The sequence below is a fragment of the Arthrobacter sp. ASL1 genome, from assembly GCF_056680475.1.
Map to the genome: position 1 here is coordinate 65,624 of NZ_CM155284.1, position 23,799 is coordinate 89,422.

Annotated in this window: 27 protein-coding genes, 4 tRNA genes and 1 riboswitch; of the genes, 23 read left to right on the plus strand and 8 right to left on the minus strand. The window is 69.1% G+C overall.

Going from position 1 to position 23,799, the window contains the following annotated elements:
• Window positions 1-10: 10 nt before the first annotated feature.
• Together AC1MEQ_RS00275 and AC1MEQ_RS00280 are read right to left on the minus strand one after the other, a co-directional pair.
• Complete coding sequence (locus AC1MEQ_RS00275; protein WP_479792912.1) at window positions 11-457, minus strand: SufE family protein; 447 nt, start codon at window positions 455-457, stop codon at window positions 11-13.
• 31 nt (window positions 458-488) lie between these two features.
• Window positions 489-1,397 carry a sulfurtransferase gene (locus AC1MEQ_RS00280; protein WP_479792914.1) on the minus strand — a complete coding sequence of 303 codons (909 nt, stop codon included), beginning with the start codon at window positions 1,395-1,397 and terminating at the stop codon, window positions 489-491.
• Between the two features lie 175 nt (window positions 1,398-1,572).
• On the opposite strand from AC1MEQ_RS00280, the gene zapE reads away from it, so the two are divergent.
• From zapE to AC1MEQ_RS00300, 4 genes are all read left to right on the plus strand, one after another.
• On the plus strand, window positions 1,573-2,616 hold the full coding sequence (gene zapE, locus AC1MEQ_RS00285) for a cell division protein ZapE (protein ID WP_479792916.1): 1,044 nt from the start codon (window positions 1,573-1,575) through the stop codon (window positions 2,614-2,616).
• Between the two features lie 88 nt (window positions 2,617-2,704).
• Window positions 2,705-4,342, plus strand: coding sequence for a helix-turn-helix transcriptional regulator (locus AC1MEQ_RS00290; RefSeq protein ID WP_479792918.1), 1,638 nt, complete (start codon window positions 2,705-2,707; stop codon window positions 4,340-4,342).
• A 144-nt stretch (window positions 4,343-4,486) separates the two neighbouring features.
• The gene (locus tag AC1MEQ_RS00295) at window positions 4,487-4,837 is read left to right on the plus strand and encodes a hypothetical protein (protein WP_479792920.1); all 351 of its coding nucleotides are present in this window, start codon (window positions 4,487-4,489) and stop codon (window positions 4,835-4,837) included.
• A gap of 30 nt (window positions 4,838-4,867) precedes the next feature.
• Complete coding sequence (locus tag AC1MEQ_RS00300) at window positions 4,868-5,992, plus strand: flavin-containing monooxygenase (protein ID WP_479792921.1); 1,125 nt, start codon at window positions 4,868-4,870, stop codon at window positions 5,990-5,992.
• Between the two features lie 119 nt (window positions 5,993-6,111).
• Here AC1MEQ_RS00300 and AC1MEQ_RS00305 read toward each other — a convergent pair whose 3' ends face one another.
• From AC1MEQ_RS00305 to AC1MEQ_RS00325, 5 genes are all read right to left on the minus strand, one after another.
• Window positions 6,112-6,339, minus strand: coding sequence for an antitoxin (locus AC1MEQ_RS00305; RefSeq protein WP_479792923.1), 228 nt, complete (start codon window positions 6,337-6,339; stop codon window positions 6,112-6,114).
• Between the two features lie 208 nt (window positions 6,340-6,547).
• Window positions 6,548-6,624: transfer RNA gene (locus tag AC1MEQ_RS00310), tRNA-Gly, on the minus strand.
• Window positions 6,625-6,658: 34 nt separating this feature from the next.
• Window positions 6,659-6,730: transfer RNA gene (locus AC1MEQ_RS00315), tRNA-Val, on the minus strand.
• A 28-nt stretch (window positions 6,731-6,758) separates the two neighbouring features.
• Window positions 6,759-6,829, minus strand: a tRNA-Cys gene (locus AC1MEQ_RS00320).
• A 63-nt stretch (window positions 6,830-6,892) separates the two neighbouring features.
• Window positions 6,893-6,966 (minus strand) — tRNA-Gly (locus tag AC1MEQ_RS00325).
• A 206-nt stretch (window positions 6,967-7,172) separates the two neighbouring features.
• On the opposite strand from AC1MEQ_RS00325, the gene AC1MEQ_RS00330 reads away from it, so the two are divergent.
• The 14 genes from AC1MEQ_RS00330 (at window position 7,173) to AC1MEQ_RS00395 (ending at window position 19,128) form a co-directional block, all read left to right on the plus strand.
• A complete protein-coding gene (locus tag AC1MEQ_RS00330) occupies window positions 7,173-8,018 on the plus strand; it encodes a cytochrome (RefSeq protein WP_479792925.1) in 846 nt (281 codons plus the stop codon).
• Between the two features lie 90 nt (window positions 8,019-8,108).
• Window positions 8,109-8,678, plus strand: coding sequence for a peptide deformylase (gene def, locus AC1MEQ_RS00335; RefSeq protein ID WP_479792927.1), 570 nt, complete (start codon window positions 8,109-8,111; stop codon window positions 8,676-8,678).
• On the plus strand, window positions 8,675-9,619 hold the full coding sequence (locus AC1MEQ_RS00340; RefSeq protein WP_479792929.1) for a methionyl-tRNA formyltransferase: 945 nt from the start codon (window positions 8,675-8,677) through the stop codon (window positions 9,617-9,619). The genes def and AC1MEQ_RS00340 overlap by 4 nt, the downstream gene beginning before the upstream one ends.
• Complete coding sequence (locus AC1MEQ_RS00345; protein ID WP_479792931.1) at window positions 9,616-11,142, plus strand: RsmB/NOP family class I SAM-dependent RNA methyltransferase; 1,527 nt, start codon at window positions 9,616-9,618, stop codon at window positions 11,140-11,142. Before AC1MEQ_RS00340 ends, AC1MEQ_RS00345 begins: the two co-directional genes overlap by 4 nt.
• Before the next feature lie 3 nt (window positions 11,143-11,145).
• The gene (rpe, locus tag AC1MEQ_RS00350; protein WP_479792933.1) at window positions 11,146-11,817 is read left to right on the plus strand and encodes a ribulose-phosphate 3-epimerase; all 672 of its coding nucleotides are present in this window, start codon (window positions 11,146-11,148) and stop codon (window positions 11,815-11,817) included.
• A gap of 19 nt (window positions 11,818-11,836) precedes the next feature.
• Window positions 11,837-11,969: riboswitch (FMN riboswitch) on the plus strand.
• Between the two features lie 95 nt (window positions 11,970-12,064).
• A complete protein-coding gene (gene pnuC / locus AC1MEQ_RS00355; RefSeq protein WP_479792935.1) occupies window positions 12,065-12,769 on the plus strand; it encodes a nicotinamide riboside transporter PnuC in 705 nt (234 codons plus the stop codon).
• A complete protein-coding gene (gene ribD / locus AC1MEQ_RS00360) occupies window positions 12,766-13,866 on the plus strand; it encodes a bifunctional diaminohydroxyphosphoribosylaminopyrimidine deaminase/5-amino-6-(5-phosphoribosylamino)uracil reductase RibD (RefSeq protein ID WP_479792937.1) in 1,101 nt (366 codons plus the stop codon). Before pnuC ends, ribD begins: the two co-directional genes overlap by 4 nt.
• A complete protein-coding gene (locus AC1MEQ_RS00365) occupies window positions 13,866-14,492 on the plus strand; it encodes a riboflavin synthase (RefSeq protein WP_479792938.1) in 627 nt (208 codons plus the stop codon). Before ribD ends, AC1MEQ_RS00365 begins: the two co-directional genes overlap by 1 nt.
• Entirely contained in the window at window positions 14,489-15,829 is a 1,341-nt protein-coding gene (gene ribB / locus AC1MEQ_RS00370) for a 3,4-dihydroxy-2-butanone-4-phosphate synthase (RefSeq protein WP_479792940.1), read from the plus strand. The genes AC1MEQ_RS00365 and ribB overlap by 4 nt, the downstream gene beginning before the upstream one ends.
• Window positions 15,829-16,311: a 6,7-dimethyl-8-ribityllumazine synthase gene (gene ribH, locus AC1MEQ_RS00375; RefSeq protein ID WP_479792942.1), complete on the plus strand. Its 483-nt coding sequence runs from the start codon at window positions 15,829-15,831 to the stop codon at window positions 16,309-16,311. Before ribB ends, ribH begins: the two co-directional genes overlap by 1 nt.
• 91 nt (window positions 16,312-16,402) lie before the next feature.
• Window positions 16,403-16,666, plus strand: coding sequence for a phosphoribosyl-ATP diphosphatase (locus tag AC1MEQ_RS00380; RefSeq protein ID WP_343902213.1), 264 nt, complete (start codon window positions 16,403-16,405; stop codon window positions 16,664-16,666).
• Window positions 16,667-16,754: 88 nt separating this feature from the next.
• Entirely contained in the window at window positions 16,755-17,603 is an 849-nt protein-coding gene (gene hisG / locus AC1MEQ_RS00385; RefSeq protein WP_479792944.1) for an ATP phosphoribosyltransferase, read from the plus strand.
• Between the two features lie 12 nt (window positions 17,604-17,615).
• Window positions 17,616-18,386 (plus strand): imidazole glycerol phosphate synthase subunit HisF, encoded by a 771-nt coding sequence (gene hisF / locus AC1MEQ_RS00390; RefSeq protein ID WP_479792946.1) that lies wholly within the window; start codon window positions 17,616-17,618, stop codon window positions 18,384-18,386.
• Between the two features lie 22 nt (window positions 18,387-18,408).
• On the plus strand, window positions 18,409-19,128 hold the full coding sequence (locus AC1MEQ_RS00395) for a GNAT family N-acetyltransferase (RefSeq protein WP_479792947.1): 720 nt from the start codon (window positions 18,409-18,411) through the stop codon (window positions 19,126-19,128).
• A gap of 42 nt (window positions 19,129-19,170) precedes the next feature.
• Here the strand turns inward: AC1MEQ_RS00395 and AC1MEQ_RS00400 are convergent, their stop codons facing one another.
• Complete coding sequence (locus tag AC1MEQ_RS00400; RefSeq protein WP_479792948.1) at window positions 19,171-19,806, minus strand: TIGR03085 family metal-binding protein; 636 nt, start codon at window positions 19,804-19,806, stop codon at window positions 19,171-19,173.
• 93 nt (window positions 19,807-19,899) lie between these two features.
• Between AC1MEQ_RS00400 and hisI the strand changes: the two genes are divergently transcribed.
• From hisI to trpC, 5 genes are all read left to right on the plus strand, one after another.
• Entirely contained in the window at window positions 19,900-20,298 is a 399-nt protein-coding gene (gene hisI / locus AC1MEQ_RS00405; protein WP_479792950.1) for a phosphoribosyl-AMP cyclohydrolase, read from the plus strand.
• 33 nt (window positions 20,299-20,331) lie between these two features.
• On the plus strand, window positions 20,332-21,888 hold the full coding sequence (locus AC1MEQ_RS00410) for an anthranilate synthase component I (protein WP_479792952.1): 1,557 nt from the start codon (window positions 20,332-20,334) through the stop codon (window positions 21,886-21,888).
• Window positions 21,885-22,574: a Trp biosynthesis-associated membrane protein gene (locus tag AC1MEQ_RS00415; RefSeq protein ID WP_479792954.1), complete on the plus strand. Its 690-nt coding sequence runs from the start codon at window positions 21,885-21,887 to the stop codon at window positions 22,572-22,574. The genes AC1MEQ_RS00410 and AC1MEQ_RS00415 overlap by 4 nt, the downstream gene beginning before the upstream one ends.
• A 121-nt stretch (window positions 22,575-22,695) precedes the next feature.
• Window positions 22,696-22,965 (plus strand): HGxxPAAW family protein, encoded by a 270-nt coding sequence (locus AC1MEQ_RS00420; RefSeq protein WP_479792956.1) that lies wholly within the window; start codon window positions 22,696-22,698, stop codon window positions 22,963-22,965.
• A 2-nt stretch (window positions 22,966-22,967) separates the two neighbouring features.
• Window positions 22,968-23,798, plus strand: a complete 831-nt coding sequence (trpC, locus tag AC1MEQ_RS00425; protein WP_479792958.1) for an indole-3-glycerol phosphate synthase TrpC — start codon at window positions 22,968-22,970, stop codon at window positions 23,796-23,798.
• The last annotated feature ends 1 nt before the right edge of the window (window position 23,799 follow it).

Consider the following 23,799-nt stretch of genomic DNA (forward strand, 5'->3'; position numbering starts at 1 on the left):
GTGGCGCCGGCTAACCGGCCAGCGCCTCGTTGACCTTGCGCTTGATCCGGGCGAGCATCGAGGTCATCCCCCGCATGCGCAGCGGGGTGATGGCGCGGGTCAGGCCCAAGCGATCGGGCATGTCGTCGGGCACCGCGAGGATCACGGCGGCCGGCAACCCGTCGAGCCCCTCCTGCAGCACGCCGGCGAAACCCCGGGAGGTCGGCGCCTCCGGGGGAGCGGAGAAGAACAGGCTGACCTCGTGGGCGTCCGTTGCGGCGATCTCCACTGTCAGGAACAGCGGCGCCTGGCACTCCATGACCTGCTCGAGCAGTTCCGGATGCTCGGAGAAGCGCTCCGGCAGGGCGGGCAACTCGTCGGAAAACTCCAGCAGCAGTTCCAGGCGTTCGCGCTCGGTCACCGCGTTGAAGTCGTCGATGATCTCCGCCAGGGCTGCGGGAACGGCTGTATCGCTCATGGGCGGATGCTCCTTCGTTGGCGGTGGTGGGTCAGTCGCGGGCTGAGGCGGGCACGGCGCCGCGGTCGGTGCCGACGGCAATGGGGGCCCGAACAGCGTTGCCCCATTCGGTCCAGGAGCCGTCGTAGTTGCGCACCGTCTCGAATCCGAGCAGGTGCTTGAGCACGAACCAGGTGTGGCTGGAGCGTTCGCCGATCCGGCAGTAGGCGATGACGTCGTCGCCGGGGGCAAGCCCGGCTTCGCCCAGGTACAGGGCCTCCAGCTCGGCGCGGTCGCGGAACGTGCCGTCCGCGTTGGCCGCCTTGGCCCAGGGGACCGACGCGGCGGTGGGGATGTGTCCGCCGCGCAGCGTGCCCTCCTGCGGGTAGGCCGGCATGTGGGTGCGTTCACCGGTGTACTCCTCGGGCGAGCGCACATCGATCAGCGGCTTGCCGAAGTGGGCGGTGACGTCCTCGCGGAAGGCGCGGATGGCGTCGTCATTGCGCGGCACCACCGGGTAGTCGGCCGGTGCCGGCGACGGCGCCTGGCGGGTGGTCGCGCGTTCCTCGGCCAGCCACTTGTCGCGTCCGCCATCGAGCAGGCGGACATCCTCGTGGCCGAACAGGGTGAAGACCCAGAGGGCGTAGGCGGCCCACCAGTTGCTCTTGTCGCCGTAGACCACGATGGTCGTGCCGCGGGAGATGCCCTTGGCCGACATCAGCGCCGCGAAGGCCTCCCCGTCGATGTAGTCGCGGGTGACCTCGTCGTTCAGGTCGGTGTGCCAGTCGATGTTCACGGCCCCGGGGATGTGCCCGGTGGAATAAAGCAGGATGTCCTCGTTCGACTCCACCACGACGATCCCCTCGTCACCCAGATGCGCGGCCAGCCAGTCGGTGGAGACCAGGCGCTCGGGGTGGGCGTAGGCGGCGAACTTCTCGGCGGTATCGGGGGCAATGCTCATGACTGTTCCTCACTTCACGCGACGGTAGGGATCTGGCATCCAGCCTAGTCCGTTGCCCCCCGGGAGCGGGCCCCGTGGGTCATCTGCGGCGGCCGATTGCGCGTGGGGCGTAAACTTGGCCCCGGTGCGCCCCGCGCGCCGGCCCGTCCCCGCACCTAAGGAACCGACCCAGCCCGTGGCACACATCGAACACCTGACCGAACGCACACCTCAGGTCTCCCCGGATGAGCTCCTGGCCGGGTTCCACCCCTCGTACCGGTTCGGGGTGGTGTCCTTCGATACCTATCGTCCGGACCCGGCGCAGCCGACCCAGACCGAAGCGGTCCAGGCCCTGGAGGCGTTCGCGGCCGGCATTGGCACGGGGAAGAAATCCCTGATGGGACGGATCTTCGGTGGCAAGGCGCCCAAGACGAAGGCCGGGATCTACCTCGACGGGGGTTTCGGCGTCGGCAAGACCCACCTGCTGGCCTCGCTCTGGCATGCCGCGCCCGGGCCCAAGGCCTTCGGGACGTTCGTGGAATACACGAACCTGGTCGGCGCCCTGTCCTTCCGCAAGACCGTCGAGGTCCTCAGCGGGTACCAGCTGGTCTGCATCGACGAATTCGAACTCGACGACCCGGGCGACACCGTGCTGATGTCCCGGCTCATGCGTGAATTGTCCGACGCCGGGGTGAAGCTGGCCGCGACCTCCAACACGCTGCCCGGGTCCCTGGGCGAGGGACGCTTTGCGGCAGTGGACTTCCAGCGGGAGATCCAGGTCCTCGCCGACCAGTTCGACGTCCTGCGCATCGACGGCGACGACTTCCGCCACCGCGGCCTGGCCGAGGCACCCGAACCGGAGGACGACGCCTCCCTCGAGGACACCGCCATTGGGCGGTACCCGGACCAGGTCCTGGCCGTCGACGATTTCGGCGCCCTCGTCAAGCACCTGGCCACCGTGCACCCGAGCCGCTACCGCCAGCTGGTCGCGGACATCGACGTGCTGGTGCTGCACAACGTCCACACGATCACCGAACAGGCCCTGGCGCTGCGCTTCGTGGTCCTGGCCGACCGGCTGTATGACAAGGACGTCCCGATCGTCGCCAGTGGCAAGCCCTTCAGCGAGCTCTTCACCGAGGAGATGATGGCTGGGGGCTACCAGAAGAAGTACCACCGTTCCGTGTCCCGCCTGACGGCCCTGGCACGCGAGGGGCAGCAGGTCGAGGAAGCAGCGCTCTAGGAAGTTTCTCCGCCCCTCGGTAGAATGCCCCCACGGGTCCCAAGCCCAGCGCGGACCGCGCCCGCGGCCGCGACAGCAGGTGGTGGCGATGACCGAATCTGCAGCCCTCGGGCTGGCACGAACGGCCTTCCGGGAGCGGTCATGGGCGGAGGCGCACCGGCAATTCGGGACGGCGGATCTCGGCGGGGACCTGTCCTCGACCGACCTCGAGTCCTACGCGCGGGCCTGTTCACTGATTGGCTGCGACGACGACTGCGTGCAATTGCTGGACCGGGCCTTCCGCCAATGGATCGACAGCGGGGAACGCGAACAAGCCGCCGAATGCGCCTTCTGGCTGGGATTCAACTTGATGAACCAGGGCCAGATGGCGCCAGCCGGTGGCTGGTTCGCCCGGTCGGGGGAGCTGGCGGGGGCCGGACCCGACACATCGGCGCTGCGCGGCCTGCTGCTCCTGCCCCCGGCGCTGCTGGAGCTCATGCAGGGGGACGCGGCGAGCGCACTCGGGCTCTTCTCGAGGGCCCACGAGGTCGGGCGTACCGTCGGGCATGCGGAACTATTGGCCCTGAGCGGTCTGGGGATCGGCCAGGCGAAGATCGCCGTGGGCGAATGGGCCGCGGGTCTGGTCAAACTGGACGAGGTCATGGTGGCGGTCACGGCCGGCGAAGTCTCGCCGATCGTAGCGGGCCTGGTGTACTGCGCCGTCATCATCGCCTGCCATGACACCTTCGACGTGCGTCGGGCCGCGGAATGGACCGGGGCGCTCAGCCGATGGTGCGCGGCGCAACCGGCCCTGGTCCCGTTCCGGGGTGAATGCCTCGTCCACCGCGCCCAGATCCTCATCCTGAACGGCGACTGGCACGAAGCGGCGGAACAGGTGCGCGATGCCTGCCAGCGCCTGGCGTCCCCGCCCGGGCAACCGGGCATCGGCACGGCCTACTACGAGGCGGCCGAGCTGCACCGGCTGCGCGGCGAATTCGCCGCCGCCGAAAACTCGTATCGCCGCGCGAGCGCATGCGGACACGAGATCCAGCCGGGGTTCGCGCAGCTCCGTCTCGCCCAGGGCCGCGTTGATGCGGCGCTGTCTGGGATCCGGCGGGCACTGGAAGAGCCCGGGCCGGCGTTTAGCCGCCCGCGGGCCCTGGCCGCTTCCGTGGAGATCGCGCTGGCGGCGGGACAGACCACGCCCGCCCGTGCCGCGGCAGAGGAACTCGCAGCCATCGCAGCCGCAGGGGAGGTGCGGCTCCTGCAGGCGATGTCCAGCCAAGCCGTCGGGTCCGTGCTCCTCGCCGAGGGCGATCCCCGGCGGGCGCTCGACGAGCTGCGCCGTGCCTCCGATATCTGGCGGAACCTCAATGCCCCCTACCAGGGAGCCCGTGTTCGAGTCCTCCAAGGCGAATGCTGCCGGGAACTGGGCGATCTGGACGGCGCGCACATGGAGTTCGATGCAGCCGCGACCGTTTTCGGGCAACTCGGCGCCAGACCGGACACGATGGCGTTGCAGGGGGTGGCCACGCCGGGTATCGAAACGGAAAGGCAAAGCCTCACACCACGCGAGATCCAGGTGCTGCGCGCCGTGGCCACGGGGAACACCAACCGGACGATTGCCGAGACGCTGTTCCTGAGCGAAAAGACCGTTGCCCGGCATCTCAGCAACATCTTCGCCAAGCTCGACATCTCCTCGCGCTCCGCCGCCACCGCATATGCCTACCAACACGAACTGATGTAGCTTCCAGCCCCGGTCCGCCCACGCGGGCGTACATCAAATGACCCATCGTCCGGGCCTGTGGAAATGGGAAATTCGCCCGACGCGCCCAATGCATCCACCGGCCTAACTTTAAGGAGTTGGCGAGGCGGACGGGAGGTGGGTGCGGTGGAGTTGACCCTTCCCCTGGTCGCTGGATCGCTGTCCACGGCGATCTTCGCCATCAGCACGCTACCGATGCTCGTCAAGGCGGGCCGGAGCAGGAACATGGGCTCCTACAGCCTGGGGAACATCGCGCTGGCCAATGTCGGAAACCTGGTGCACTCCGTGTACGTGTTCAGCCTTCCGATCGGACCCGTGTGGGTCCTGCACTCCTTCTACCTCGTGTCCACGGTGCTGATGCTGGTCTGGTACCTGCGCTACGAGGGCTCCCCGGCACACCGGAATGCCCCCTCGGGCGCTCATCCGGATCCGGCCCACGCGCCGGACGGACCCCCGACACCGCAAACCCTGCGCTGAACGGCCACACCACTACTGCAGGAGAACATCATGAACACCCAGACAGAACGCCCGGACCAACATTTCGACGCCGTCGTGATCGGCGCGGGCCAGGCAGGGTTGGCTGCCGGCTACCATCTGCAACGCCACGGAGCGAAGTTCATCATTGTCGACGCCAACGGTCGAGTCGGCGACAATTGGCGGTGCCATTGGGACTCGCTCCGGCTCTACAGCCCGGCAGGGTACGATCGGCTCCCGGGGCTTGATTTCCCGGCGGAGCCGCACTCGTATCCGACGAAAGACGAAGTGGCCGACTATCTGGAAGCCTATGCCGGGCGATTCGACCTTCCGGTGCGCCACCACAGCCCGGTGCGGCGCCTGGCACGCAACGGACCAGGATACGTCGTTGAACTTCCCGGTCGCCGGTACGAAGCCGACAACGTCGTGATCGCGACGGGGACCTTCGGCCGCAGTCCGCGCCTGCCGTCGGCCGGTGCCGACCTCGACCCGCAGATCGTCCAGCTGCACTCGAGCGAGTATCTCAACCCCGGGCAATTGCGCGACGGAAAAGTGCTCGTCGTGGGGGCTTCGCACTCCGGGGCGGACATCGCCATGGAAGTGGCACGGTCCCATGAGACCGTCCTCTGCGGCCGGGACACCGGTCGGATCCCCATCCGCCCGGATTCCCGCCGGTTCCGGGTCGCCTTCCCCGTCATGTGGCAGGTGTGGGGGCACGTCCAGTCGGTGCGGACCCCCATCGGCCGGAAAACCCGGTCCTTCGTGCGTACCCACGGGGCCCCGCTGCTCCGCGTCACCAATTCCGACCTGGAGGAGGCGGGCGTTGAACGCGTGGTCGAACGGCTGACCGGTGTTCACGAGGGGCTCCCGGTCCTCGGCGAGAACCAGGTGGCCGGCGTGGCCAACGTGATCTGGTGCACCGGATTCCAGCACGACTTCAGCTGGATAGACGTGCCGGTCATCGGCGATGATGGATGGCCGATGGAAGAGCGGGGCGCGGTCCCCTCGGCGCCGGGGCTCTATTTCACGGGGCTGTCGTTCCAGTCCTCGTTCCGGTCGATGTTGATCGGTGGCGCGGGAGCGGATGCCGAACATGTCGTCAGCCACCTCTTGTCCCGGTCCCATGCCCGCCAATCGTCCTCCGCGGCTGCGGACTGAGGCTGGCCACCGCGGCGGCGCCCCCACATAGCACGGTGCCGGTCCCGTCTCGCGACGGTACCGGCACCATGTTTGCCGTGCTCGTGGGCAGGCATGCGCCCTTGGCGCGCTGGGAAATCCTAGGCGGGTGGGGCGGTGTCGTTGCCGCCAGCCTTGTCGAGCAGGCCGTTGGCCGAATCCTGCAGGTGGTTCACCTGGTCGGAATACTTGCCACCGGTCTTTTCGTCGACAAAATCGCCAACGCCATCTACGGCACCGCGGAGCTTTTCGGCTCCGCCCTCGGCCGCCTCGGCGGCCTTGTCCTTGAGTTCCCCGGCCTTGCCCTTGAGCTCGTCAAGAAAAGCCAAGTGGCACCTCCTCTCATGCGGGAGGCCAAAGACGCCTCCATGTAACAACCATCCTAGGGAGGTGGATCCGGAAAATTCGAGGGGTTGACGGAAAAACTTCTGCGCCATCGGCGAAATGTCGTGGAATCGACGTGGCGGCGGAAGGTTGGCGATGCGGTTTGGGGGAAGCAAAAAACCGCCGGGGCCCAGGGGGCCAACCGGCGGTTCGTGGAGCGGACAACGAGATTCGAACTCGCGACCTCCACCTTGGCAAGGTGGCGCTCTAGCCAGCTGAGCTATGTCCGCATAAAAAAACTCCGCCGTGGCGGAGCCTTTTCAGTGGGCGATACTGGGATCGAACCAGTGACCTCTTCCGTGTCAGGGAAGCGCGCTACCGCTGCGCTAATCGCCCTCTTCAGGGTGCAACATTACCGTATGTGAGGTGGGGACGGGATTCGAACCCGCGTATACGGCTTTGCAGGCCGCTGCCTAGCCACTCGGCCACCCCACCGTGACCCGAATTGGTTTCCCGATTCCGGCTTGGACGACGAATCGACCATTACAGTGACTTGCGAGCGGACAACGAGATTCGAACTCGCGACCTCCACCTTGGCAAGGTGGCGCTCTAGCCAGCTGAGCTATGTCCGCATGTTGATTTCCTGCACCGTTTCGGCCCTTTTTGAGTTGCCGTTCCGCTGCGTTCCAACGAGTAAAAACTCTATACGACGTTTCCCCGAAGTTCCAAATCGACACGACCGCCGCAGCGTGTCCCGCGGCTTTTCGGGGAAACTGCCCTTCCACAGGGCACGACGCCGGTACGCAACCCGTCGGGACGGCATGCCAGAATCGTGGTCATGACTTCACCCGCCCTGGCCCACCAGACGTCGTATGGCCGCATGTACTCCCGCAAGATCGACGGCCTGCCCGAGGTTCCCTCGATCACCACGGTGATCGGGCAGGCTTCCATGTCCCTGGACGGGTGGATCGGGCACATGGCTGCCACCGCGGTCACCCAGGACGATCGTTTGGCGGCTGCTGTCGGCAACGCCGCCAAGCTGCGCACCGTCGCCCGCGACGCCTCGAACGCCGCGGAGGTGTACCGCAATTCCGCGGCCGAACGGGGGGACCGCGTCCATACCTACTGCGAGCAGGTGGCCCTGCGGGCGCTCGGCCGCCCCCACACCGCGGCCGAAGCGCGTGAGGCCCTGCTGGAGAAGGACGAGGGCGGGTTCGCCTCGCGCTTCGATGACTGGTGGGACCTGTACCGGGTCGAGCCCATCGCGGCCGAGGTCACCGTCTGGAACCACACCGTCGGTTATGCCGGGACCCTTGACCTGGTGGCCCGCATTGGCGGGCGGCTGTGCCTCATCGACTACAAGACCAAGGGCACGGACCGGGACGGGCGTGTGAAGGCCCTGGATCCCAAGGTCGTCATGCAGCTGGCTGCCGGGTACAAGGCCGAGGAAGTGGTCGTCGATGCCACGTCAGGCACCTGGGAACCATGGCCGCATGGCGATGACCCGATGCTGCTCGGCGTCGCGGTGGGCGAGACGGAGGTGCGCACGCTGATGGCCGCCCCCGAGGTCCTGCCCGCCTATTGGAGCCGGTTCTTTGCCCTGCGGCGCGTGTGGGAATCGGGCATGAAGGTCGCCGAGGCCGGGGCACCGCTGCGTCCCGTGGGCCCGCCTCCGGCCCCGTAGACTGGTGGGGCGCATCGGACCGGCCCCCAGGGCGTCCGTGCGACTTTCCACAGCACATTGCCGGGCACTCGGCGTCAGGAGCATGAAGTCATGACGATTCTGGAAATCCGCATCGTGGGCGATCCCGTCTTGCGCACCCCCGCCTCCGAGGTCACGGCCTTCGGGCCCGAACTGGCCCGGCTCGTGGGGGACATGACCGAGACGATGGACGCCGTCGACGGCGCCGGGCTGGCCGCACCCCAGGTGGGGGTCGGCCTCCGCGTCTTCACCTACCGGGTCGACGGACATGACGGACATGTCGTCAACCCCGTTCTGGAAATCGGCGGAACCGAGGACCACGGTGCATCCGAAGGCTGCCTTTCGGTCCCCGGGCTCGGATACCGCCTGCCGCGCGGCAGCTGGGCCAGGGTCACCGGGTACGACGTCACCGGTGGCCCGGTCGTCGTCGAGGGCGAAGGCACGCTGGCACGCTGCCTGCAACACGAAACCGACCACCTGGACGGCCGCCTCTACATCGACCGTCTCCGCGGACAGGACAAGAAGGACGCGTGGGGCAAGATCCGCACCACCACCTACAACGCCGTGGCCGACCGGACCCGAAGCGACCGGGCCCCTTCGGTCGGCTCGAGCTTTGGCGGCACGTTCGGAGCCGACCGATGAGGGTCCTGTTCGCGGGCACCCCCAGCGTGGCCGTGCCCTCCCTCGACCGCCTCATCGCCGACGGCCTGGACGTCGTGGCAGTGCTGACCCGCGAAGACGCACCCCAGGGCCGCAAGCGCGTCCTGGCCCCGTCGCCGGTGGCAGCCCGTGCCGTCGAGCTCGGCCTGCCGGTCATCAAGGCCAACCGGATCGATGCGGCAGCCATCGCGGAAATCACCTCGGTGGTGGCCGACGTCGCGGCCATCGTCGCCTACGGGGGACTCGTCCCCGCCGGGGCACTCGACGTGCCACTCCACGGTTGGGTCAACCTGCACTTCTCGCTGCTGCCCGCCTGGCGTGGCGCGGCACCGGTCCAACACGCGATCATCCACGGCGACGATGTCACCGGCGCGGTGACCTTCCGGCTCGAGAAGGGCCTGGATACCGGACCCGTGTACGGCACGCTCACCGAGGACATCAACCCGGACGACACCGCCGGCGTCCTGCTCGACCGGCTCGCCAGGAGCGGATCCGTCCTGCTGTCCCAAACGCTGCACGGGATCGACGCGGGCGCGTTGGCACCGGTACCGCAGACCGGCGACGTGAGCCTGGCCCCCAAGCTACTGCTCGAGGACGGCCACGTCTCCTGGGGCCAACCGGCACTGGCAATCCGTCGTCGCATCAACGGCACCACCCCCGAGCCCGGCCCCTGGACGGAACTGGACGGGCAGCGGTTCAAACTCGGCCCCGTCACCCCCTGTCCGGACGTGACCGACCTGGCCCCCGGCGTCGTTCGGGTCCTGCCCGGCCGCCAACCCCAGGTGCTGGTGGGCACCGGTTCCCACGCCGTGGAACTCGGGCAGGTCCAGCCACCGGGTAAGAAGATGATGCCAGCGGCCGACTGGGCCCGCGGGCTGGGCGCCGGAACCACCGATACCGGGAAGCAGGTCTCCTTCGCATGACCAACGAACCACGGCGTGAACGCCGCAATGACGCCGGCCGCCAACGCAACCGCGGCGGTACCGGAAGCCGCCACTTCAGCACCGCAGCGCCCTCGCAGCGCCGCCGCATCGCCGACCCGGCCCGGCTGGCCGCCTACGAGGTGCTGCGCGCCGTCGTCGAGCAGGACGCCTACGCCAACCTCGTGCTTCCCGGCCGGATCCGTGACCATGGATTGAGCGGCCGCGACGCCGGGTTCGCCACGGAGCTGGCCTACGGGGCATTGCGCGGCCGCGGCCTGTACGACGCCATCCTCGCCCGGTGTGTCGACCGTCCGCTGGACAAGCTGGATCCCGCCATCCTCGACGCGCTGCGCCTCGGGGCGCACCAGCTGCTGGCCATGCGCGTTCCCCACCACGCGGCACTGGACGAAACCGTCGCCCTCGCCCGGGCGGTCATCGGCGCCGGGCCCTCGGGGCTCGTCAACGCCGTGTTGCGCAAGGTCGCCCGCCAGGACGCGGCCGCCTGGATCGTGGAACTGCTCGATGGCGTCGAGGACCCGGTGGCCCGTCTCGCGCTGGAACACAGCCATCCGGAATGGGTCGTCCGGGCCATGCGGCAGGCGCTGGTGGCCCACGGGCGCACGGCGGATGACGTCACCGCGTTGCTGGAGGCGGACAACCTGGCCCCGGTGGTCAACCTCGTGGCCCTGCCCGGCATCGGCTCCCTGGACGAGGCGTTCGAATCCGGGGCCACGCCCGGTACCCTCGTCCCCGATTCGGCCTACTACGCCGGCGGGGACCTGTCGAGGATGTCCTCGATCCACCGCGGCACCACCCGCGTCCAGGATGCCGGTTCGCAACTCGTCGCCCGGGCCGTGGCCGCGGTGGCCATCGAGGGTCGGGACACGGACTGGCTGGATCTCTGCGCCGGCCCCGGTGGCAAAGCCGCGCTCCTGGCCGCCCTCGCCGCCGAACGCGGCGCCGAGGTCACCGCCAACGAGCCGGCACAGCACCGCGCCGAACTCGTCCGCAAGGCACTGCGTCCCGTGGACCATGACGCCTGGAACGTCGTGGTCGGCGATGGGCGCCGCTACGTGGACGTCCCCGCCGACCAGCGCTTCGACCGCATCATCGTGGACGCACCCTGCAGCGGGCTGGGGGCGCTCCGCCGGCGTCCGGAATCCCGCTGGCGAAAGCGCCCCACGGACATCGCCGAGCTCACCACGCTGCAGGGTGAACTGCTCGACGCCGCCCTGAAGGCGCTGCGCCCCGGCGGCGTGCTGGCCTACGCCACCTGCTCGCCGCATCCGGCAGAAACGCTGGCCGTCCTCGACGATGCACTCCGGCGCGCCCCCGGGGCCCGCCTGCTCGATACGGCAGCGACGGTCAACGCCGTCGCCCTGGACGGCGGGATCGAGGGCACCGCCCATGTTTCCGGCGGCACGACCGTCCAGCTCTGGCCGCACGTGCACTCCACGGACGCCATGTTCCTGGCCCTGATCACGCTCGACGCCGACGAAAACCCCGCGCCAACGAAAGGCTGACCCATGTCCGGTTGCCGGATCCACCCCAGCATCCTCTCCGCAGACTTCGCCAACCTCGAGGCGGAACTGCACCGCATCGACACCGCAGACGCCGTCCACGTCGATGTCATGGACAACCACTTCGTCCCGAACCTGACGTTGGGCCTTCCCGTCGTGGAACGGATCGGCCAGGCCAGCCCGCTGCCGCTGGATGTGCACCTGATGATCAGCGACGTCGACCGGTGGGCACCCGGCTACGCCGACCTCGGGGTCCAGTCCGTCACCTTCCACGCCGAGGCCTCGGCGGCCCCGGTCCGGCTCGCCCGGGAACTGCGCTCCCGGGGCACCCGGGCGGCCATGGCCCTGCGCCCGGCCACCGCCGTCGAACCGTACCTGGACATGCTCGAAGAGCTGGACATGCTCCTGCTCATGACGGTCGAACCGGGTTTCGGCGGCCAGTCGTTCCTGGACATCGTCTTGCCCAAGATCCGCCGGGCCCGTGCGGCCATCGACGGCGCCGGGCTGCCCCTGGCGCTGCAGGTCGACGGCGGCATCACCCGGGACACGATCCTGCGCGCCGCCGAGGCGGGGGCCGACGTCTTCGTCGCCGGATCCAGCGTCTACGGCACCGAGGACCCGGCCGCCGCCATCGACGCACTGCGACATGTAGTGGCAGCGGGCGGAACGGGACTATAGTTTAGCTTTACAAGTAAACACACGTGCTCCGGGGTCGGTGTAAGTCCGAACCGGCGGTTATAGTCCGCGACCCGAGGTGCCTCATGGCGCCACGGTTGAACCGGTGGAATTCCGGTACCGACAGTTAAAGTCTGGATGGGAGAAGCACGTACAGGGCTGGTCCGTTGACCGGTACGTCACCGACGTCCCGCCAACGATTCCCTCGCTGTCGTACCCCCGGAGCCGCCGCGGCTCACGAGGAGGAACGATGGAAGCCCTGCGGTGGCTCATTGATTTGTTCAACGCCAACATCCCCGTCGGCAACAGCTCGCTGCTGGTGCGCGAGGTCGTCGGGAACGTTTTCGGCCTGGCCAGTGCCATCGGCGGCATGCGCCGCAAGGTCTGGGCCTGGCCCGTCGGGATCATCGGCAACCTGCTCTTGCTCACCGTTTTCCTGGGCAGCGTCTTCGATACCGGCCATGCCGCCAACCTCCTCGGACAGGCCGGGCGCCAGATCATGTTCATCGCGGTGTCGTTCTACGGCTACCACCGGTGGAAGCAGGCCCGCGGATCCGGCTCCGGGACCGCCATTTCGCCCCGCTGGGCCACGCCCCGCGAACGCTGGACGCTGCTCATCGTGCTGGTGGTCGGGACCATCGCGCTGACCCCGCTGTTCCGCATCCTGGGCTCCTACGAACCCGTGTGGGCCGACGCCTGGACCTTCGTCGGTTCGCTGCTGGCCACCTGGGGGATGGCCAAGGGGTGGGTCGAGTTCTGGTTGCTCTGGGTGGCCGTGGACATCGTCGGCGTCCCGTTGCTCTTCAGCGCCCAGTACTACGCCAGCGCCTTCATGTACCTCTTCTATGGAGGCTTCACGCTCGCCGGATTCTTCGTCTGGTGGCGGGTCAGGAACCGCGAACAGGCCATCGTGCAGACGGCGATGCCCGACCCGATCACCCGGAGCACGCCATGACCGGGCGTCCCGCGGCCGCTGGCTTCAACTCCTCCGAACGGGCCGGCATGGAACGCGCCCTCCACCTCGCCGGACAGGGGGTCCGCGGCGCCAACCCGCTGGTCGGCGCCGTCATCCTCGATGAGGACGGGACAGTGCTCGCCAGCGGGACACACCACGGGGCGGGAACGCCCCACGCCGAGGCCGCAGCCCTGGCCGAACTCGGGCCCCTGCCCGCCGAACGTGCGGCCCGGCTGACCATGCTGGCCACGCTGGAACCCTGCAGCCACACCGGCCGGACCGGGCCCTGCGCCGAGGCGATCATCCGTGCCGGCATCGGCCGCGTCGTCTACGCCAGCGCCGACGGCACCGACCGGGCCGGTGGCGGGGCCGGCATGCTGGAGCGGGCCGGCATCGGGGTCGCCGGTGGGCTGTTCGGCGACAGGGCGCGGGAGCTGAACCACCGCTGGTTCACCGCCCGGGCCGCCGGCAGGCCCTTCACCACCCTGCATCTGGCCCAGAGCCTGGATGGACGGATCGCCGCCGTGGACGGCACCAGCCAGTGGATCACCGGGGAGGGGGCGCGCGGGCATTCGCACGCCGTCCGCGCCCGGGCCGAGGCGATCATCGCGGGCACCGGCACCATCCTGGCCGACAACCCGCGCCTCACCGCCCGGACCCCCGAGGGGACGCCGGCGGCCCGGCAACCGTTGCGCGTCGTCATGGGCCACCGCGACCTGCCCGCGGGCGCCGCCGTCACGGTCGGGCCGGCGCCCCTGCACCTGCGCGAACACGATCCCGCCGCGGTGCTGGCCACCCTCGCGGACCGGGGCATCGACCACGCCATGGTCGAGGGCGGCGCCTCCATCGCCACCGCATTCCTCGCCGCCGACCTCATCGACGAGATCTGGCTCTACCAGGCCCCGCTGTTTCTGGGCAGAGGACGCCACGCCGTCGGGGACCTGGGGGTCGGCACGCTTGCCGATGCCACCCGCTGGCGATACGACGACCGCGGCGGCCCGGCCCACCAACTGCTGGGCGCGGACGCCGTCCTGCACCTCGAACCCACGCCCCTACCCCGACCCGTACAGGTCACCGAACACGAAAGGACCCGCTAATGTTCACGGGCATCATCACCGGACAGGGCCGCGTCGACGACGTCGCGGATGTCCCCGGCCAGGACGCAGCCGTGCTGCGCATCAGCGCCCCCGGCCACGCCGCGGATCTGGGGATCGGCGGCTCCATCGCCGTGAACGGCGTCTGCCTGACCGCCACGGCCATCGACGGCGACACCGTGGATTTGGACGTCATGGGGGAGTCCCTGCGCCTGACCACCACCGGCGCCCTGCGGGCCGGCGACCCGGTCAACCTCGAACGCTGCGTGCGCGCCGGCGGACGGCTGGACGGCCACGTCGTCCAGGGCCACGTGGACGGCACGGGCACCGTGCTCGAACGCGAGGACGAGGGCAACTGGGTGCGCCTGCGCTTCGGGTTGGCCCGCGATCTGGCCCGCTACGTCGCGCGGAAGGGATCCATCGCCGTCGACGGCGTCTCCCTGACGGTGACGGCCGTCTCGGACGCGGGGGACGCGGAGCAGTACTTCGAGGTGGGCGTCATCCCCACCACGCTGCGCGAAACCGTCCTGGGCGCCCGCAAGCCCGGGGACGCAGTGAACCTCGAGGTCGACGTCATGGCCAAATACGCCGAACGACTGGCCGCCTTCGCGGACGGGGCGACACGATGAGCGCCCCGCAGGGCGGCGGCACCACCGCCGCGGATCGCGACGGCAGCCTGCTGGACCCGGTGGACGCCGCGATCGCCGCGATGGCCGCCGGACGCCCCGTCGTCGTCGTCGACGACGAGGACCGCGAGAACGAAGGCGACATCATCTTCGCCGCCGAATTCGCCACCCCCGAACTGCTGGGCTGGACGATCCGGTACTCCTCCGGCGTGCTGTGCGTGCCGATGAACGGGGACCGCGCCGACCGCCTGGGCCTGCCGCCCATGGTGGAGCACAACCAGGACGCCAAGGGGACCGCCTACACGGTCTCCTGCGACGCCGCCGCCGGGGTCACCACCGGCATCAGCGGCGCCGACCGCGCCCTCACCGCCCGCATCCTGGCGGACCCGGCCAGCGAGCAGGGCTCCATCAACCGGCCCGGCCACATGTTCCCGCTGCGCGCGGTCGACGGCGGCGTCCTGGAACGCCGCGGCCACACCGAGGCCAGCGTCGATTTGTGCCGCCTGGCCGGGGTCCAGCCGGTCGGGGTCATCGCCGAACTCGTGCACGACGACGGGACGATGATGCGGGTGCCCGCGCTGCGGGCCTTCGCCGACGAGTTCTCCATCCCGCTGATCAGCATCGAGGACCTGGCCGCGCATCTGGCCCGCAACGGCGCCACGTCTCCCGAACCGGCCAGCTCCTCGGCGGTGCTCGGCGGCCCGGTGGTCGCCGTCCCCACCGCCCACGGCACCTTCGCCGTGCAGGCCTGGACCGAACGCGGCAGCGGGCAGGAACACCTCGTGCTGACCGCACCGATCCCGCAGCACGCCGGCCCCGAGGCCCCGCTGGTGCGCCTGCACTCCGAATGCCTGACCGGGGACGTCTTCGGTTCCTACCGGTGCGACTGCGGCGAACAGCTCGACGCCGCGCTGGCCGCCATCGCCGAATCCGGGGGGACCATCGTCTACCTGCGCGGCCACGAGGGACGGGGCATCGGGCTGGCCAACAAGATCCGCGCCTACTCCCTGCAGGACGGCGGGGCGGACACCGTCCAGGCCAACGAACAACTCGGCCTGCCCGTCGATGCCCGGCGCTACGATGCCGCCGCGGCCATCCTCCATGGGATGGGGCTCGAGCGGATCCGACTGCTCACCAACAACCCGCTGAAGGCCGCCTGGTTGCGAGAGGCCGGCATCGACGTCGTCTCGCTGGTCCCGAGCACCATCGCCGCCCGGCCGGAGAACACCCGGTACCTGCAGACCAAGCGCGAACGCATGTCCCACCAGATCCTGGCCGAGGCATTCACCGCGGCCACCCCCGATACACCGGAAACATCCACCACGAAGGAGCACCACTGATGAGCGGACACGGAGCACCCACCACCGGGACGGAGCAGCTGGCGGCTGCAGGACGCGCCGGGTTGCGCGCGGTGATCGTCGCGGCCAGCTGGCACCAGGAGGTCATGGACGGGCTCGTCGACGGGGCCCTGCGGGCAGCGGTCGACGCCGGCATCGCCACACCGGAGCTCGTCCGCGTTCCGGGGACCTTCGAGCTGCCGGTCGCCGCGGCCCGCTTCGCCCACAACTTCGACGCCGTCGTGGCCCTGGGCGTCGTCATCCGCGGGGGGACCCCGCACTTCGACTTCGTCTGCCAGGGCGCGACGGCGGGGCTCACCGATGTCTCGGTGCGCACCGGCACCCCGGTCGGCTTCGGGGTGCTCACCTGCGACACCGAGCAGCAGGCCCTGGACCGCGCCGGGCTGCCCGGTTCGGTGGAGGACAAGGGGCACGAGGCCATGTCGGCGGCACTGCTGACCGCCCTGGCGCTCTCGGGCAGGTAGCCCGCCGGGCGGCCGCTGACCCGCCCGTCGCTTTCGTCACATTGAAACCGGCGAGTCGGGACGGCGGCCCGCCAACGGCTACCCTTGAGGGGTGAAAACCTTTGACACCCTCTTTGCCGAACTGGCAGACAAGGCACGGGAACGCCCCACGGGCTCCCGCACCATTGCGGAGCTGGATTCGGGTGTCCACGGCATCGGCAAGAAGATCGTGGAAGAAGCCGCCGAAGTCTGGATGGCCGCCGAATACGAAACCGATGCGGAAGCCGCGGAGGAGATCTCCCAGCTGCTGTACCACCTGCAGGTGATGATGCTGGCCAAGGGCCTGTCGCTGGAGGACGTCTACAAGCATCTCTAGCCGCCACGCCCCGCCATCGACGGGGCAGGCGGCAGGTGATGCCAGAGGACCGACCACCAGCACAGCCAGCACAGAAAAGAGCACTTCCATGTTGCGAGTAGCCGTACCGAACAAGGGCGCCCTCTCCGAGGCCGCCACCGCCATGCTCAACGAATCCGGATACCGCCAGCGCCGCGACAACCGCGAACTGGTCATGGTCGACCCGGACAACGACGTCGAGTTCTTCTACCTGCGCCCGCGCGACATCGCCGTCTACGTCGGGCGCGGCATCCTCGACGTCGGCATCACCGGACGCGACCTCTTCCTCGACGCGGGGGTCAACGGCGACGCCGAGGAACTGCTGCCCTTGGGGCTCGGCGCCTCGACGTTCCGCTTCGCCGGACCCGTCGGTGACTTCTCCTCGGTTGGCCAGCTGGACGGCAAGCGAATCGCCACCAGCTACGACGGGTTGCTGCGCGACTACCTGGACCGGGAAGGCATCGACGCCTCCGTCGTCCGCCTCGACGGTGCCGTGGAGTCCTCGGTCCGGCTCGGAGTCGCCGACGCCATCGCCGACGTCGTGGAAACCGGCAGCACCCTGCGCGCCGCCGGCATGGAGACCTTCGGGGATCCCATCCTCGAATCCGAGGCGGTGCTCATCGGCCGCACCGGGGAGAACCCCCATGGCCTGGAGATCCTCACCCGCCGCCTGCAGGGTGTGCTGGTCGCCCGGCGCTACGCCATGCTGGACTATGACATCCGCAAGGACCTCGTCGAGCGGGCCTGCGCCCTGACCCCCGGGCTGGAGTCGCCGACCGTTTCCCCGCTGCAGGACGGCGACTGGGTGGCCGTCCGGTCGATGGTGAAGCAGGCCCAGGCCAACAACATCATGGACGAGCTCTACGAGTTGGGCGCCCGCGCCATCCTCGTGACCAACATCCACGCCATCCGTATCTAAGAGGACCATCCCGTGAGCGTAGCCATCCGTGTCATCCCCTGCCTCGACGTCGATGCGGGACGCGTCGTGAAGGGCGTGAACTTCGAGGGCCTGCGCGACGCCGGGGACCCCGTCGAACTGGCCAAGCGCTACAACGCCGCAGGTGCCGACGAACTGACGTTCCTGGACGTGACCGCCAGCTCGGGCAACCGCGAGACCACCTTCGACGTCGTGCGCACCACCGCCGAGGAGGTCTTCATCCCCCTCACCGTCGGCGGCGGGGTCCGCTCCGCGGACGACGTCGACCGGCTGCTCCGTGCCGGCGCCGACAAGGCATCGATCAACACGGCAGCCGTCGAGCGGCCCGACGTGATCCGGGAAATCACCCACCGCTTCGGATCCCAGGTCCTGGTGCTGTCCGTGGACGCCCGCCGCAGCACCGACCCGTCCCTGCCGTCCGGGTTCGAGGTCACGACCCACGGGGGACGGACCGGCTCGGGCCGGGACGCCGTCGAGTGGGCGCGGGAAGCCGCCGACGGCGGAGTCGGCGAGATCCTGTTGAACTCCATCGACGCCGACGGAACCAAGGAGGGTTTCGACGTCGAGCTGATCGCCGCCGTCAGGGCCGCAGTCAACGTGCCGATCATCGCCTCCGGCGGTGCCGGTGCCCCCGGACATTTTCCAGCGGCGATTGCCGCGGGAGCCGATGCGGTCCTCGCGGCCTCCATCTTCCATTTCGGCCCGGTCGACATGATCGCCCGGGTCAAACAGGCCATCAAGGAGGCAGGTTACCCTGTTCGCTGAACCAGAAGAGCTCGACCGGCTGATGGATGCCGCCTGGCCCGCCCTGGAGAAGAGCGCCCTCGGCGGGTGGACCCTGCGGTTCTCCGCCGGCATCACCCAGCGGGCCAACTCGGTCCTGCCGATCGCCATGCCGAACGACCTCGCGGCCGCGGTCGCCGAGGTCGAGACGCGCAGTGCAGCGCGGTGGCTCAATTCCATCTTCCAGATCAGCCCGGCAGCCCAGCCGACGGGCCTGGACGACTACCTGGCCGCCCGGGGATACACCGTGGGCACGCCCACCCTGGTGCAGGTCATGGACGGCTCCGAACTCGGACGGTTCGCCGAGATCCACCCGGATCCGCGCATTGAGTTCTCCGATGAACCCTCGCAGGAGTGGCTCGAGGTGTTCTGGTATCAGGATGGCCCCGCGGCACCGGATGACCGCGAGGTCTCCCGCCGCATCCTGAAGGGGTCACCGGCCGTCTACGTCGGGCTCCGCGTGGATGGCCGCATCGAATCGATCGCCCGGATGGCAGTGGTGGGGGAGTACGCCGGCATCTACTGCGTGACCACCCGGCCCGAGGCCCGCCGACGGGGCTATTCCCGGCTGATCATGGAAGCCGTTCTCAACGAGGCCTACCGTCGGGTCCTCGGCGGGGTGTGGCTGCAGGTCCGCGAATCCAATGTCGGCGCGATCGTCCTCTACAACTCCCTGGGATTCAGCACGGCCTCGAGCTACCACTACCGCACCCGCAGCCTCTGAGGGCCGGCACCGGACGAACCACGGACCACCGCCAAGCCCCGCCTAGGGGAGGGAACTGGAGAACAGGGCCAGCGCGTCGTCCGATCCCTCGAAGGTCACCAGTGCGTGGTCACGCCGCCCATTGGCGTGCATCATCAACTCGCCCGGAACCCCGGTGATGGCCACCGAGGTGGCCGCCTTGCGGACCACATGCCGCTGGCCGTCCGGGCGGCGCAGGATGATCCCGACGTCGACCCCGCGGTAGTAGAGGGCGGCCCGGCGGATCAGCGCCTCCCACAAAACCTCCGAGTATTCGGCATCGAGCACGCGCGGTGCCCAGCGGTCGACGCCGCGCCGCACGTCCTCGGTGTGGACAAAAAATTCGATGAGGTTGGCCGCGTGCTCCACGGCCGGCAAACCCAGCGGGGACCAGAGCGAGGGACCGCGGCGGAACCGGTCGACGAGTTCGGCATAGTGCCCTGGATCCTCGGCACGGCGGGCCAATCGAGCCAGACGCCGTTCCATGGGGGCCTGGAGCGGGGGAACCGCCAGACCGGCCGCCCAGGGGCTGTGCTCTCGCAGGACCAGATGCGCGGCGAGGTGGCGGGTCTGCCATCCAGCGCACAGCGTCTCCTCATCGGGCCCGGCGGCCTGCAGGACCTCGGCGAGGACTTCACGTGAGGGGGGTACGTATCGCATTACCGTCAAAGTAGCACGATCCCGGGCCCAACGGCGGGTATCTGGGGGCCCCGGACTGCGTGGCGCGGCCCAATCCCCAGTAGACTGGACACGATGCCGCAGAACCCAGACCCCCAGCCCCCGGAACCTGCCCTCGACCCCGGGATCGCCGCGGGACTCAAACGCGACGCCGACGGTCTCGTGGCGGCCATCATCCAGCAACACGACACCGCGGAGGTGCTCATGCTGGGATGGATGGACGACGAGGCGTTGCGGCGCACGCTGACCACCGGACGGGTCACCTTCTGGTCCAGGTCCCGGCAGGAATACTGGCGCAAGGGCGACACCTCGGGCCACCAGCAGCTCGTCCGCTCGGTCGCGCGGGACTGCGACGGGGACGCCCTGCTGATCCGGGTCCACCAGATTGGTGCCGCCTGCCACACCGGGACCCGCACCTGTTTCGAGGGCCGCGCCATCCCTGCCGTCCAGGGCCCCGACCCGGACCCCGTCTAGACCCGCCGACCACGCAAGGAAACCCAGTACAGCATGCATGAATTCGGTGTCATTTCCCCCAGCCTCAAGCAGTTCAGGGGACTCGCGCGGGACCGTAGCGTCATTCCCGTGACCCTGCGCGTCCTGGCGGACACCCTGACGCCCATCGCCGTCTACGAACGGCTCGCCGGTGGCCGGCCGGGCACGTTTTTGATGGAGAGCGCCGCCGCGGGCGGTGTCTGGAGCCGGTTCTCGTTCATCGGATGCGGCTCCCGGGCCACCCTGACCACCCGGGACGGGCGGGCGCATTGGCTCGGGTCCCCACCTGCCGGCGTGCCCACCCAGGGCAGCCCCGTGGAGGTCCTGCGGGACACGGTCGCGATGCTGCGCACCGAACCGCTGGAGGACCTGCCGCCGTTCACCTCCGGTATGGTCGGGTTCGTCGGCTGGGAAAGCGTGCGCCATTGGGAAAGGCTCCCCGACCCGCCACCGGATGACCTGGGGCTGCCGGAACTGGCCATGAACCTGGTCAGCGACATGGCCGTGGTGGACAACCGCGATTCCACCGTCACCCTGATCGCCAATGCCATCAACCAGGACGGTGCCGACACCGGTGTCGACGAGGCCTACGCGGACGCCGTATCGCGACTACATGCCATGCTCGACGGGCTCACCGCACCGGCCCCCGGATCCGCCTCGGTCTTCTCGGGAACCCAGGTCCCCTCCGCCGAGCTCATGGAAGCCGTGACCCATAGCTGGGACGAGGATGGCTACCGGCAGGCGATCCTGCGCGGCAAGGAGGCCATCGTCGACGGCGAGGTCTTCCAGGTGGTCGTCTCGCGGCGGTTCGAACTCGAATGCACCGCCGACCCGTTGGACGTGTACCGCATATTGCGCACCACCAACCCCAGCCCCTACATGTACCTGTACAACCTCCAGGACGCCGACGGAGGCGCCTACGCCATCGTCGGTTCCTCCCCGGAGGCGCTGGTCACCGTCAACGACCGGGACGTCGTGACCCATCCAATCGCCGGCTCGCGGCCACGCGGCGCGACCTATGAAGACGACCACCTGCACGAGAAGGACCTGCTCGCCGACGAGAAGGAACGCGCCGAGCACCTCATGCTCGTGGACCTGAGCCGCAATGACCTATCCAAGGTTTGCGAACCCGGCACCGTGGAAGTCACCCAGTTCATGGAGGTCGAACGCTTCAGCCACATCATGCACCTGGTCTCCAATGTGGTCGGCCGGCTCGACGCCCAGTCGACGGCCTACGACGTGCTGGCGGCGACGTTCCCCGCGGGAACGCTATCCGGCGCCCCCAAGCCGCGTGCCCTGCGCCTGCTGGACGAAGTCGAACCGTATCGCCGCGGCGTCTACGGCGGTGTCGTGGGGTACCTGGACTTCGCCGGCGACATGGACATGGCCATCGCCATCAGGTCGGCGCTGCTCAAGGACGGTCGGGCCTACATCCAAGCCGGGGGCGGGATCGTCGCCGACTCGGACCTGGATGCCGAATCCCAGGAAAGCATCAACAAGGCGGCCGCACCGTTGCGCGCGGTCTGGGCGGCACGCACGCTGCGTCCGGCCATCGCCGAGGAGGACGCATGAGCACCAGTCAAACGCCCACGGAACCGGGACGAAGCTCCGGGAGCCGGTGGATATCCAAGAGATACGTGGTCTTCGCCGGGGTCCTGGGGGGGATCGCCGGCCTTGCCATGAGCACCCGCACCTGGATACACGTGGTGCCGGCACGGGGCGCCATCAACGTCCAACCCTTCGACGTTTCCGGCCAGGATGCGGCGACCGCCGTCGCGGCACTGGCGGTCGTCGCCCTGGCCGGGTCCGTCGCCGCCGCCATCGCCGGTCGTCTGGCCCGCTGGATCATCGCCGTACTGGTCCTCCTCTCCGGGCTGGGTATCGCCGCATCCGCGCTCAGCGCCTTGTCGGACCCGGTGGCCGCCTCCGTTTCGAAGGTCGGTACCGCGGCCGGCACCATGCGGATCCAAGGTGACTACCAGATCACCTTCTGGCCCTGGCTCACCGTCGTCATCGGCGTTTGGATCATGGCCTCGGCCATTTGGCTCGCGGTGGCCGGCCGCCGGTGGAAGACAAGCCGCAAATACACTCCCGCCGTGGGTGCACCGGGTGGAACCGCCGACGATTCCGCCTCGGCGGTGTCCGCGACGGAAGCCGGTGACGGCGATATCCCGGCAGCTGAGCCACACGAATCGACAGCCCTGGACGAAATCGACGGGTGGGACAGCCTCTCGCGGGGCGAGGACCCCACCCGGTGACATGGGCAGGCCACTTCCGCCGCAACATGGCGGCATCGCGCCGAAAAGAGTGGCAGAATAGTAACCAGTTTGGCCCGGTACGACACCGGGATACCCGAGGCACCGAGGAGTAGATCAGAACATGTCAAGCAACGTGACCGCCCGGAACGCAGAGGGTCTTGACCCGGTTCTCACCGAACCCGTCGGACACGGCAACAGCATCGCCGCCTGGACGGCCGTCGGCGTCATGCTCATCGGAACGCTTGTCGGTTGCATCGCCTTTGCACTGCAAGCCGCCATCGGCGTCTACATTGGCATCGCCATCATCGTCATCGGCCTGATCGCCGGTGGCATCATGCGCCAGATCGGTTTCGGCGTCGGTGGCCACCGTTCGAACGGCAACGGCCACTAGGAGTGACCGTTCTCGAGGACATCATCATCGGCGTTCGCGAGGATCTGCACGAACGCCGGCTCCAGGTCAGTGACGCGGCCATCCGTGCCCGCGCCCAAGCGGCCCCGCCGGCCCGCGACGCCTACGCCGCGCTTGGCGGCCATCGTGACCAGAGCCAACGGGACCAGACGCTGCGCGTGATCTCCGAGGTCAAGCGCCGCAGCCCCTCGAAGGGGGCGCTGGCGGACATCCCGGAGCCGGCAGAACTGGCCCGGCAATACCGCGACGGAGGTGCCTCGGCAATCTCGGTGCTCACCGAACAGCGCCGCTTCGGCGGTTCCCTGGCGGACTTCGACGCGGTGCGCGCCGCGGTGGACACCCCGCTGCTGCGCAAGGACTTCACGGTCGACGCCTACCAGATCCACGAGGCCCGCGCCCACGGCGCCGACCTGGTGCTGCTGATCGTCGCCGCGCTGGATGACCACGACCTCGCCTCCTTCCTGGACCTGACCCACGACCTGGGCATGAACGCTCTGGTGGAAACCCACACCCCCGGGGAAATCGAACGCGCCATCCGGGTTGGAGCCCGCATCATCGGGGTCAACGTCCGCAACCTCAAGACGCTCGACGTCGACCGCGACAACTTCGCCCGGCTGGCCGGCGACATCCCGGACTCCGTCGTCATCGTCGCCGAATCCGGCATCCGCACCAGCGACGACGTCGCGCTGTACGGGTCCCACGGTGCCGACGCCGTCCTGGTGGGCGAGGCCCTGGTCAAGGACCACGACCCCATCACCGCACTGCGGTCCTTCATCGAGGCCGGCAACGCCGCCAAGCCACCGCGCGGGCGCTGAA